Origin of the sequence: Aegicerativicinus sediminis (genome assembly GCF_015476115.1) — a bacterium.
Classification (GTDB): Bacteria; Bacteroidota; Bacteroidia; order Flavobacteriales; family Flavobacteriaceae; genus Aegicerativicinus; species Aegicerativicinus sediminis.
Genome location: NZ_CP064295.1, coordinates 984998 through 997059 on the forward strand (window position 1 = coordinate 984998; position 12062 = coordinate 997059).

A 12062-nucleotide genomic window follows, 5' to 3' on the forward strand; every position below is an offset into this window, starting at 1 on the left:
GTATGTACGGATCAATTAAAAATCACTTACAGCAAGAATTAAACGAAATAAAAAACGCTGGCCTTTTCAAAATCGAGCGAATCATTACTTCCAAACAGGGAGCAGAAATAACATTAGCCGATGGTAAAACTGTCCTAAATTTCTGTGCTAACAACTATTTGGGCCTTTCCTCTCATCCAGATGTAATAAAGGCTGCAATAGACACCTTGGACACTCATGGATTTGGGATGTCCTCTGTTCGATTTATTTGTGGCACACAGGACATTCATAAAAAACTTGAGGAAAAAATTGCAGAGTTCTATGGCACGGAGGACACCATCTTATATGCTGCTGCTTTTGATGCTAATGGGGGGGTTTTCGAACCTCTTTTGGGAGCAGAGGATGCAATAATTTCCGATTCTTTAAATCATGCTTCTATAATAGATGGCGTAAGGCTTTGCAAAGCTGCCCGTTATCGTTACAAAAGCAGTGACATGGAAGATTTGGAAAAGCAACTTCAAGAAGCCAACAAAAATGGAGCACGCTTTAAAATAATAGTAACCGACGGTGTATTTTCTATGGACGGCATGCTTGCACCATTAGATGTCATTTGCGATTTAGCAGATAAATATGATGCAATGGTAATGATTGACGAATGCCACGCGGCAGGTTTTATTGGCGATACGGGAAGAGGAACATTAGAGAAAAAAAATGTAATGAACCGAATAGACATCATTACAGGAACCTTGGGAAAAGCACTTGGAGGGGCCATGGGAGGTTATACCACAGGTAAAAAAGAAATTATTGAAATGTTGCGTCAACGTTCAAGACCTTATTTATTTTCTAATTCTTTGGCACCCGCAATTGTAGGCGCTTCAATTAAGGTCTTTGAAATGTTAACGGATAATACCGAATTAAGGGATCAACTTGAATGGAATACCAATTATTTTAAGGAAGGTATGAAGGAAGCTGGTTTTGATATAATTGACGGAGATTCCGCTATTGTCCCTGTTATGCTTTATGATGCTAAACTGTCCCAAACAATGGCAAATATGTTGCTTGATGAAGGAATCTATGTAATAGGTTTCTTTTACCCAGTTGTTCCTAAAGAAAAAGCACGCATTCGAGTACAACTTTCAGCGGCACACACAAAGGAACATTTAGATAAAGCAATCAGCGCTTTTAAAATGGTTGGCGAAAAACTAGATATTATATAATTTAGGAAACCCTTTATTACACTAGGTTTATCCAATATTTTTATATATTTGTCTTTGTTAATAAGGATTAACAACTTACTTTTGTTTACAATTAACACTTAAAATTAAATTATTTAGAATATGAAAAATCTTAGCAGATTATGTTTTGCTTTGTTGCTTTTATGGAGCTTCAATGCTAATGCTCAGGATGAGAACAATCCTTGGGCAATTGGAATTGGCGTTAACGCAGTAGATGTTTATCCAACTGGTGAAGACGCTCCTCTAGGTGGAATGTTTGATGAATACTTCAACGTCGGAGATCACTGGAATATCCTTCCTTCCGTTTCTACAATTTCCGTTTCAAGATATTTAGGAGCTGGATTTGTTTTAGGAGTTAGAGGTTCCATTAATCAAATTGATAAATATGGTGACGCAAGTGTAGATGATTTGTCTTACTACGCTGCTGATGCGATTGCTAAATTTAGCTTTGGTAGTTTATTCAATTCTGCTTGGTTCGATCCTTTCCTTGGTGTTGGTGGAGGTTACACTTGGTTAGACAACGATGGCTTTGGAACTGGTAACGGAACTTTAGGATTCAACATTTGGTTTTCTGATAACGTAGGTATTTCTCTTCAATCTACTTACAAGCATGCATTTGACGATGACTATCCTAAGCATTTCCAACATTCTGCTGGTTTAGTACTTAAGTTTGGTGGAAAAGATACTGACGGTGACGGAATCTACGATAAAGATGACGCTTGTCCAGAAGTTCCTGGTCTTCCAGAATTTAATGGTTGCCCAGATTCAGACGGTGATGGTATCGAAGATGCTAAGGACGATTGTCCAAACGAAGCTGGTCCTGCTGAATTCAACGGTTGTCCAGATTCAGATGGTGATGGTGTTCCAGATAAAGATGATGACTGCCCAACAGTTGCAGGTCTTAAAGAACTTAACGGTTGCCCAGATGCAGACGGTGACGGTGTAGCTGACAAGGATGATGATTGTCCTAATGAAGCTGGTCCTGCTGAAAACAAAGGTTGCCCATGGCCAGATTCAGATGGTGATGGTGTATTAGATAAAGATGATGAATGTCCAGATGTTGCTGGTACTGTAGCCAACAATGGTTGCCCAGAAGTAACTGAAGAGGTTCAAAAGCAATTGAACGCTTATGCTAAAACTGTTTTATTCGACCTTAACAAAGCATCAATAAAAGCAGAGTCTGAAGCTGCACTTAGAGATATCGTTGACATTCTTAATGAATATGAATATGCTAAATTTACTGTAGAAGGTCATACTGATAGCTCAGGTAGAGATGAATACAACTTAGGCTTGTCTGAAGCAAGAGCACTTTCTGTTAAAGATTGGTTAGTTAACCACGGAGTAGATGAATTTAGACTATCTGCAAAAGGATATGGTGAAACTCGCCCAATTGATACTAACAGTACAAGAGAAGGTAGAGCTAATAACCGTAGAGTTGAAATTAACTTAGTGAAAGAATAATTCACTGATTAAATAAATTTAAAAACGCCTCGCAAATGCGAGGCGTTTTTTATTTTTATATATGACCAATTTTATTGATCTCGTCATACAAGACCTGATAAAACGAGAAGAAAATCTTTCGAATTTAAAATTTGTATTTCCAAGCAGACGTGCCGGTTTGTTCCTAAAAAAAAGTCTATCTAAATACATTGAAAAACCAATTTTTAGTCCAAGAACACAAAGTATAGATGAATTTGTAGAAGAACTTTCAGGTCTTAAAAGCATAACAGTAGAAAACCTTTATATACAGTTTTATGAAGTTTACAAACAGCAAACCCCAAATAAGCTAATAGAAGAATTTGATTCTGTATTAGGATGGGTTAATACACTTCTCAATGATTTTAATGAAATAGATCGATATTTAATTGATCCAGATAAAATATTCAATTATTTAAAGGATATAAAAGAAACTGAACACTGGTCCATTGGCGAAGGGCAAACGGAACAAATAAAAGCCTATTTAAAATTTTGGAGCCTATTGCCTAAATATTACAAAGGTCTAAATGAAAGTTTAAAAGAAAAAGAACTAGGATATCCTGGGAACATATATAGAGAGGCAGTTGAAAATTTGGAATATTACATTGATTCAGTTGCAGAGGATGACATAAAGCATGTATTTGTTGGTTTTAACGCCCTTAATAAAGCAGAGGAGCGTATCATACAAGAAATTCTTAACAATAGATTAGGTTGGATTTATTGGGATATTGAGGAGTCATTTTTAAACAATCCTCTGCATGATGCAGGACACTTCATAAGAAATTACAGGAATGCGTGGCCCTATTATCAAAAAAACCGAGATTTTCATTGGACAACCAACTCTTATAGTATTCCAAAATCAATTGAAATTACGGGAGTACCAAAGCAAATTGGTCAAATTAAATATGCTGGAGAACTTATTCAAAAACTGTTAATTCAAAACAATTCACTAGAGGATACTGCAATTGTCTTGGCTGATGAAACACTTTTGTTGCCGTTATTAAATTCGCTCCCAAAAGATGTTGGCCCGATCAATATTACTATGGGTATTCCTCTCTCAACAATGCCAATCTCAGATCTCTTTGAAATTTTACTTATCGTTCAAAAACAACATAAAGGCACCGTTTATCATCGATTACTTAAACAAGTTTTAAATCATCCTCTTATTCATCTACTATTTGAAAATGAGATCTTAACCAAGGCAGTAATAGAAATAAACAAGGGTAATAAAACCCATTTGAAGGTAAGTGAAATAATGGATTTGTTTCCTAATGACAAAAACATTCCATTGTTATTTGACGACTGGAACGGTTCTATAAGACTAGGATTAATCAAATTTCAAAAGCTCATTTTTTTAATTCGAGAACAAATTTTAAAAAGCAATATCCAAGACAACATTACTTTAGAATGCCTTTTCCGATTTCATACAATTTTCAATAAAATCCAGGGATTAATAGAACCTTTCGAAGGTTTTAATAATCTTTCATCCTTAATTGGTTTATACAAAGAACTTATTAAAAATGAAACACTCGATCTTAAAGGTGAACCGCTCAATGGGTTACAAATAATGGGAATGTTAGAATCTAGAGTTTTAGATTTTAGAAATGTTATAATCGTATCTTTAAATGAAGGGCTTTTACCAGCCGGGAAAACAGATAATTCTTTCATTCCATATGATGTTAAGCGTAATCTTGGACTCCCCACTTATAAAGAAAAAGATGCTGTTTATGCAAATCATTTTTACCATCTTTTATACCGTTCAGAAAAGGTTCATTTAATCTATAATACCGATGTTGACGCTTTAAAAGGAGGCGAAAAAAGTCGCTTTATTTCCCAATTAGAATTTGAAGGTATCCACACACTAAATCACCATACAATTTCCCACAATACTCCAGCATATCCCAAAGAATTAAGAGAAATTGAAAAGTCTGAAGAAATTTTAGAAGCCTTAACCGATTTAGCAACTAGTGGATTTAGTCCAACATCATTAACCTCTTATATCAGAAATCCTTTAGAATTTTATTATCAAAAGATTTTAAAGATTGATGAGTTTGAAGATGTCGAAGAAACAATGGCTGCGAATACCATGGGGACGGTAATCCATCATACGCTGGAGGAATTATACAAACCTTATACTAATAAAATTTTAGCAATAAGAGATTTAGAATCGATGGTTTCTAAAATTCCTGAAACGGTTATGATACAATTTAAGAAGCATTATTTAGATTCTAAACATTTATACGGCAAAAACCTCATAATACTCGAAATTTGCAAAAGGTATATTTCCAATTACCTAAAAAAAGAGCAAAAGTCAATTGAAGAAGGCCACAAAATACAAATAGTCGCTTTGGAGGAACCCGTTGAAATGATTTTAACTATACCCTCCCTAGGTTTTCCGGTTAAAATTAAAGGCTATATTGATCGAATAGATTTATGTGATGGCGTTTACCGAATTATTGATTACAAGACTGGAAAAGTAACACAGACTCAGCTTCATATCAAACTTTGGGATGATATAACTACAGATTACAACAGGTACAGCAAACCCTTTCAAATATTATGTTACGCCCTTATGGTAAATCACAAATTTGCAATAAATCAAATGGAAGGTGGTATAATTTCATTTAAAAATTTAGGAGGCGATTACTTTTTAAAGTTCGGTAAGGCAGATGAAGACAAACCAACCCTAAAAGATTATCTGATTACCGAGGAAACTCTCAAAAATTTCAAAAACCAACTAGAAAATTTAATCCTAGAAATTTTGAATCCAGATATTAATTTGGTTGAAAAAAACATTTAAAATTTAGGGTTGAGTTTCATTTTCAAGATCGATAATATGGGCCACCGTTGGCACTAACCTTTTGTGATTGGCAACGAACGGATTGGTATCATCCCAAACATAGCCTGCCAAAACAGAACATATTTGCTTTTTTATTGATTCTGAAGTGTTAGAATGAAAAAATATTTTCTGCAAGTTACCTGTGTACCATTCATTTACATAGGTTGAAAATACAGAAATACCTTTCTCTATATAGTCCACATAGTCTCTCTGCCAATCGACCTTTCCATGTTGCAGGTCATTATAAACCAATTTAGCGGCCAAAAGAGAGGATTCTGTAGCAAACATTACCCCTGATGAAAACACAGGGTCCAAAAAGGCAGCGCTGTTGCCCACAAGAACAAACCTATCACCTACAAGGCTTTTTACTTTGTGTGAATAACCATTAATGGATTTTATATCGAAAAGAGGAGAGAAATCAGAAAACCGATTTTTATAGTGATCCGATAACTCTAAAAGCTCTCTAAACTGTAGTATGGGAGACTGTTTAGTTAATAATTCAGTGGGGCCAACAAAGCCCAAACTAGTAATTCCATTCGAGAAGGGAATTACCCAAAACCAAGTATCATCTCTAATAACGTCAAAAGTAATCAATGTGCCTTCCCTGCCTTTTGGTCGATTGAAATCTTTTACATGAGTGAAAATTGACGAAAAATTTGCTGGATAAGATTCATCAATTAAATTTAATAACCTAGGTAGGACTTGACCATAACCGCTTGCATCTATAACAAATTTAGCCTTCACCCAATTAGTGCCAGAAAAAGATTTTATTTTGGCGATTATAGACTCTTGTTCATGTTCGATTTCTAGGACTTCTGAATTGAATTCCACATCGACTCCCCTTCGCATTACTTCCTCAATAATTACGGAATCGAATCGATCTCTTGGAACTTGCCAAGTCCAATCCCAACCAGGAGAAAACTTTTCACTAAAATCAAAATTGCAATAACGGTCTCCTTTGATAAAACGAGCGCCAGATTTAATTTCAAAACCCTCCTTTTTCAAAATATCTATTAAACCCACCTCCTCAAAATGCTCCATTGATCTAGGAAGAAGACTTTCTCCAATAACAAATCTTGGAAATTGGGATTTTTCAACAACTTTTACCTTTATCCCATTAAGATTTAAATATGCAGCAGCAACTGAACCAGCTGGGCCAGCTCCAATTACCAAGACATCAACCTTTTCCATTTTCTTAAATTGTCTATTCCAAAATTATTTTAGATTTGTGACAATGATACATACTTCTTACAAAGAAATTATAGATCTTATCACAAATTACTTATCACCCCATTAATGTTACTTAAAAATACTTTAGAGCTTGAGGATTTTATTTCTGTGGTTTTCAAATCAGAATCCATGGAGATCGCACCAGAAATTAAAGATAGGGTTGAAGAAAGTTATACTTTTTTAAAAGAATTTGCTAAAAATAAAATAATATATGGTGTTAACACGGGGTTTGGCCCTATGGCACAATATAAAATTGAGGACTCTGATGGCAAACAGCTTCAATATAATTTAATAAGAAGCCATGCAACGGGAACAGGGACCAAGATACCTCCCCGGTACATTAAATCAGCCATGATTGCTCGTCTCAACACACTGAGTTTAGGACACAGCGGTGTACATTATTCTGTGATTGAATTGATGCAGACACTCATTAACCGAAATATATTACCTGTTGTATATGAACATGGGGGCGTGGGTGCAAGTGGTGACCTGGTGCAACTTGCCCATTTAGCACTTGTATTAATTGGTGAAGGGGAAGTACATTACAATGGTGAGATTCGACCCACTGAGGAGGTTTTTAAGTTCGAAAAATTACAGACAATTAATGTGGAGCTTCGGGAAGGATTAGGAATTATTAATGGCACTTCCTTTATGACAGGAATAGGCCTTGTAAATATTGTTAAAGCTAGACAACTCTTAAATTGGTCTATCAAATGTTCATCCGCTATAAACGAAATAGTTTCAGCCTATGACGATCATTTGTCGATTGAATTAAATGCATCCAAAAAGCATAATGGACAGAGAGAGATAGCTAGAAGGATGAGAGAATTCTTGAAAGATAGCCAACTTACAAAGAATAGGGAACATTATCTTTACAATGGCAAAACCACTGGCTCGATTTTTAATGAAAAAATACAAGAGTATTATTCCCTGCGTTGTGTACCCCAAATTTTAGGCCCAGTATTGGATACCATCGAACAAGTTGAAAAGGTTTTGATCGAAGAGGTTAATTCTGCAAATGACAATCCTATTGTAGATGTAAAAAACAAACAGGTTTATCACGGCGGTAACTTCCATGGAGATTACGTTTCATTAGAAATGGATAAATTGAAATTAGTTATTACCAAATTGAGTATGCTCTCTGAGCGCCAACTAAATTATTTGCTTAATTCTAAGTTGAACGAAATTCTTCCACCATTTGTTAATCTTGGGACTTTAGGATTGAACTTCGGCCTACAGGGGGCACAATTCACTGCAACCTCAACAACAGCGGAAAATCAGATGCTTTCTAATTCGATGTACGTTCATAGCATCCCTAACAATAATGATAATCAAGATGTGGTCAGTATGGGAACAAATGCAGCTTTAATAACAAAAAAAGTTATAGAGAATGCATTTGAAGTATTAGCCATAGAGTTAATAACTATAATTCAAGCTATAGATGCTTTGGAAATTATAGAAAAGACTAGCACAGAGACAAAAATAATGTACAATGAGGTTCGAAAATTAGTTCCGAAATTAGTTGAAGACCAAGTGTTATATCCCTACATACATAAATTAAAAGAGCATATTTCAGAAATTGACAATGGAAGGTAATCTAACTAAATACGCTTTGGTAACTGGCGCCTCTAGAGGCATTGGTAGGGCCATTGCAATTCAATTGGCAAGGGATACAGACTATGGCATTTTAATTAATTACAGTTCTAACAAAGATGCCGCTCTTGAAACCTTAAGAATTATAAATGATTTGGGAAATGATGCAGAATTAATACCATTTGATGTTGCAGATTTAGATGCGTCCAAAAATGCTATAACTAATTGGCAAAATACCAATGAAAAAGCAACTATTGAAGTTTTAGTAAACAATGCCGGAGTTAAAGCGGATCAATTAATGTTATGGATGGAGGTTTCTGAATGGAATAGAGTAATAGACACTAACCTTCATGGCTTTTTCAACGTAACAAAGCCTATTTTAGAAAAGATGCTTCTAAATCGATATGGACGCATCATAAATGTTGTTTCGCTATCAGGTCTAAAAGGAAATTCTGGACAAACGAATTATTCTGCGGCCAAGGGAGCTATCATTGCGGCCACTAAATCACTTTCACAGGAAGTTGGAAAACGCAACATCACAGTGAATGCAGTTGCTCCTGGTTTTATTACAACAGACATGACAGAAGGTTTGAATGAGAACGATTTAAAAAAATTAATTCCCTTAAATCGTTTCGGCAAGCCTGAAGAAGTGGCTTATTTAGTAAGCTTTCTCGCCTCCCCTAAGGCTAGTTATATTACAGGGGAAGTGATAAATATTAATGGCGGTATTTACTCCTAAGATTACATTTCTGTATTAATATTTAATTTACTTTATTGCGTTCTATTAAACCGTTTAAATTATTATCAAGTTAGATGGAAGTGGAGTGGGATGGAAAATCAAGAGGAACCGTACTCGGTTTCAAGATTTTTATCTTTTTTATCAAACATTTCGGTATTAATGCAGCCTATTTATTGATGCATCTTCCCGTCCCATATTTCTGTCTTTTTTCAGGCAAGAATGTTAGGGGCTTATATTATTATTTCCGTAAAAGGCATAAATATTCAATGCTTAAAACTTGTTACGGCATATACAAGTGTTATTTTGAATTTGGAAAAACATTGATAGACAAGGTTGCAATATCGTCTGGCCTTCGCAGTAATTATACCTTTCAATTCGAAGGACACGAAAATATAATTGAAGTACTAAAAGAGCATAAGGGTGGAATTCTCATAAGTGCCCATGTTGGAAACTTTGAGTTGGCCCAACATTTTTTTAAGGAACAAATTGCTGATTCCCCAATAAGTATTGTAATAACAGACCAAGACCACCAGGAGATAAAGGATTATTTAGAGCCGTATCTTCAACGAAAAACTGCTAACCTGATAGTTGTTAAAGAAGATATGTCTCACATCTTTGAAATAAATGCAGCCCTGGGGAAAAATAGAATTGTTTGTATTGCAGGAGACCGATTTATGCCAGGCGGTAAATTTTTCGAAAGTGAGTTATTAGCCAAGAAAGCAAAATTTCCGTCTGGACCTTTTATCCTGGCGGAAAAATTAAGAATACCGGTTCTTTTTGTATATGTAATGCGCGAACGAAATAAACATTACCACCTATATGCCCAAAAAGTTGATTCAAATTCCAAATCAGCCGAGGAACTTTTAGATATCTTTACAACGCATCTCCAAAAAATGATAAATAAATACCCTTATCAATGGTTTAATTTTTATGATTTTTGGGAAGACAGAAATTAAAATTACATGTCGATATTCAAATTTCCGATTGAAGATTTGGAAAAAATTAAGCTTTTGATTCCTCATAGAGAGCCAATGATTTTAATTAGTTCCATTCTTTCCGCTTCCGAAAATGAAGTAGTTAGTTCCCTTCTTATTAAAGAGAATAGTGTTTTTCTTGACAAGGATTTGTTTTCTGAGGCTGGCATAATTGAAAATATGGCCCAAACAGCTGCATGTCTAGAAGGATTGAAAAAGAATTCCGTAACCTCTCCTACTATTGGCTATTTGGTATCTGTAAACAATTTAAAAATAATCAGTCTTCCCAAAACGAAGTATACAATTAACACAATGGCTGAACGAACATTTTCCTTTAATGGTTTATCGAAATTTAAAATTGACGTTATGCATAATGGCCAATTAATTGCCCAATCTGAATTAACCACAGCAATTGAGGATTTAAATAGGTGAATGATTTATTCGAAATAGAAAAAATTAGAGTTCAGTTCAATGAAACTGATGCTTTAGGAATTGTATGGCATGGTAATTATTTAAAATATTTTGAAGCAGCACGTGAAGCATTTGGTCGTAAATATAATATGGGCTACAATACTGCCAAAAAGAACGGTTTTGCCACGCCAATAGTAAAAAGTAACGTTGAACATAAACTCCCCTTATATTTTGATGAAGTATTTTCCGTTCGCGCTATTTATATTCCTGAATCTGCCGCCAAATTAAAATTTCGTTATGAAATCAGAAACGAACAAAATCAATTGGTTTGTATAGGGCAAACTACTCAAGTTTTTACAGATTTAAGTTCAGGAGAACTTTCATTAGTAAATCCAGAATTTTATGATCAATGGAAACTAAGGTATAATGTTTAGCATGAAAGCGGTATTCCTATCATATAATAACATCATTAGTCCACTAGGATTCACCAGCGAAGAAGTTGTAAATGCAATTGAAAAAAACGAAACAGGGTTAAAGGAACATAAAAGATTTAACAATTTGAAGTTTCCAATTACCTCAGCAATAATTTCAAATTCTAAACTTAATGATCAATTTCAGGGTTATTTCAATCCAAGGAATTTTACAAAATTGGAGAAAGCCATGGTGCTTTCAGTTAAATCTGTCCTAGACCAATCTAATATTGAAATCACTGATCGTCTTGGCTTAATTATCTCTACAACTAAGGGCAATATAGATGTTTTAGATAACACATCTTCATTTTCTGAAGAGCGGGTTTATCTTTGGAAATTAGGGGAAATAATTACCGAACAGCTAGCCCTCAAAAATGAACCTATTATACTATCAAATGCATGTATTTCTGGCCTAGCTTCCCTTTTGGCAGCCAAAAGGTTAATCGAAAATTCCGTTTATGATGATATTATAGTTGTTGCCGGCGATTTGGTAACACCTTTTGTTTTAACAGGTTTTAATTCCTTCCAAGCCCTTGCTCCAAATATATGCAAGCCATATTCACAAGACCGTTGTGGTATAAATTTAGGAGAGGCAGCTTGTGCAGCATTAGTAACTTCAAAAACATCTAATCTTACTAATGAAGCATTAGAAATTATTTCGGGCGCATCTTTAAATGATGCAAACCATATTTCTGGTCCATCTCGAACAGGTGAAGGATTGTACCGATCAGTTAAGAGTGCTTTAAAAACTGCAAATGAATCGATAGGCCCTATTGATTATATCTCTGCCCATGGAACAGCAACTGAGTTTAATGATGAGATGGAAGCAATTGCCTTTAACAGATTAGGTTTACAAAAGGTCCCGCTTAACAGTTTAAAGGGTTATTTTGGACATACTTTAGGTGCTTCGGGACTTTTGGAGACGATTGTTGGGATGCATTCTCTCAACAGAAATATGCTGTATGAAACCCATGGATTTAGCTCAATTGGGTTATCCAAGTCTTTAAATGTTATTTCTGAAACCAAAAAAGAAAAATTAACAACCATGCTGAAAACCTCTTCAGGTTTCGGTGGCTGTAATGCAGCCGTTATATTTAAAAAATACAATACCTAATT

General features: G+C 34.9%; 10 protein-coding genes. 9 read left to right on the forward strand and 1 reads right to left on the reverse strand.

Going from position 1 to position 12062, the window contains the following annotated elements; translation table 11 throughout:
• The first annotated feature begins 2 nt into the window (after nucleotides 1–2).
• From kbl to ISU00_RS04380, 3 genes are all read left to right on the forward strand, one after another.
• Nucleotides 3–1196, forward strand: coding sequence for a glycine C-acetyltransferase (kbl, locus tag ISU00_RS04370; protein ID WP_228852824.1), 1194 nt, complete (start codon nucleotides 3–5; stop codon nucleotides 1194–1196).
• 120 nt (nucleotides 1197–1316) lie between these two features.
• Nucleotides 1317–2675, forward strand: a complete 1359-nt coding sequence (locus ISU00_RS04375) for an OmpA family protein (protein WP_228852825.1) — start codon at nucleotides 1317–1319, stop codon at nucleotides 2673–2675.
• A gap of 61 nt (nucleotides 2676–2736) precedes the next feature.
• On the forward strand, nucleotides 2737–5490 hold the full coding sequence (locus ISU00_RS04380; RefSeq protein WP_228852826.1) for a PD-(D/E)XK nuclease family protein: 2754 nt from the start codon (nucleotides 2737–2739) through the stop codon (nucleotides 5488–5490).
• Between the two features lie 3 nt (nucleotides 5491–5493).
• Here the strand turns inward: ISU00_RS04380 and ISU00_RS04385 are convergent, their stop codons facing one another.
• Nucleotides 5494–6720 carry an NAD(P)/FAD-dependent oxidoreductase gene (locus ISU00_RS04385; RefSeq protein ID WP_228852827.1) on the reverse strand — a complete coding sequence of 409 codons (1227 nt, stop codon included), beginning with the start codon at nucleotides 6718–6720 and terminating at the stop codon, nucleotides 5494–5496.
• Between the two features lie 105 nt (nucleotides 6721–6825).
• Between ISU00_RS04385 and ISU00_RS04390 the strand changes: the two genes are divergently transcribed.
• The 6 genes from ISU00_RS04390 to ISU00_RS04415 all read left to right on the forward strand — a co-directional run bounded on the left by ISU00_RS04390 (nucleotide 6826) and on the right by ISU00_RS04415 (nucleotide 12060).
• Entirely contained in the window at nucleotides 6826–8355 is a 1530-nt protein-coding gene (locus tag ISU00_RS04390; RefSeq protein ID WP_228852828.1) for an HAL/PAL/TAL family ammonia-lyase, read from the forward strand.
• Entirely contained in the window at nucleotides 8345–9091 is a 747-nt protein-coding gene (gene fabG, locus ISU00_RS04395) for a 3-oxoacyl-ACP reductase FabG (RefSeq protein ID WP_228852829.1), read from the forward strand. The genes ISU00_RS04390 and fabG overlap by 11 nt, the downstream gene beginning before the upstream one ends.
• Nucleotides 9092–9165: 74 nt before the next feature.
• Nucleotides 9166–10047 carry a lysophospholipid acyltransferase family protein gene (locus ISU00_RS04400; RefSeq protein ID WP_228852830.1) on the forward strand — a complete coding sequence of 294 codons (882 nt, stop codon included), beginning with the start codon at nucleotides 9166–9168 and terminating at the stop codon, nucleotides 10045–10047.
• Between the two features lie 6 nt (nucleotides 10048–10053).
• Entirely contained in the window at nucleotides 10054–10497 is a 444-nt protein-coding gene (locus ISU00_RS04405; protein WP_228852831.1) for a hypothetical protein, read from the forward strand.
• Complete coding sequence (locus ISU00_RS04410) at nucleotides 10494–10910, forward strand: acyl-CoA thioesterase (protein WP_228852832.1); 417 nt, start codon at nucleotides 10494–10496, stop codon at nucleotides 10908–10910. The genes ISU00_RS04405 and ISU00_RS04410 overlap by 4 nt, the downstream gene beginning before the upstream one ends.
• 1 nt (nucleotide 10911) lies before the next feature.
• The gene (locus ISU00_RS04415) at nucleotides 10912–12060 is read left to right on the forward strand and encodes a beta-ketoacyl-[acyl-carrier-protein] synthase family protein (protein WP_228852833.1); all 1149 of its coding nucleotides are present in this window, start codon (nucleotides 10912–10914) and stop codon (nucleotides 12058–12060) included.
• Nucleotides 12061–12062: the final 2 nt, after the last annotated feature.

Bases quoted from the DNA above. Each gene is read 5' to 3' on its own strand.
- ISU00_RS04400 (WP_228852830.1), top strand. From the start codon at position 9,166: ATGGAAGTGGAGTGGGATGGAAAATCAAGAGGAACCGTACTCGGTTTC.
- ISU00_RS04405 (WP_228852831.1), top strand. From the start codon at position 10,054: ATGTCGATATTCAAATTTCCGATTGAAGATTTGGAAAAAATTAAGCTT.
- fabG (WP_228852829.1), top strand. From the start codon at position 8,345: ATGGAAGGTAATCTAACTAAATACGCTTTGGTAACTGGCGCCTCTAGA.
- ISU00_RS04415 (WP_228852833.1), top strand. From the start codon at position 10,912: ATGAAAGCGGTATTCCTATCATATAATAACATCATTAGTCCACTAGGA.
- ISU00_RS04390 (WP_228852828.1), top strand. From the start codon at position 6,826: ATGTTACTTAAAAATACTTTAGAGCTTGAGGATTTTATTTCTGTGGTT.
- ISU00_RS04375 (WP_228852825.1), top strand. From the start codon at position 1,317: ATGAAAAATCTTAGCAGATTATGTTTTGCTTTGTTGCTTTTATGGAGC.
- ISU00_RS04380 (WP_228852826.1), top strand. From the start codon at position 2,737: ATGACCAATTTTATTGATCTCGTCATACAAGACCTGATAAAACGAGAA.
- kbl (WP_228852824.1), top strand. From the start codon at position 3: ATGTACGGATCAATTAAAAATCACTTACAGCAAGAATTAAACGAAATA.
- ISU00_RS04385 (WP_228852827.1), bottom strand. From the start codon at position 6,720: ATGGAAAAGGTTGATGTCTTGGTAATTGGAGCTGGCCCAGCTGGTTCA.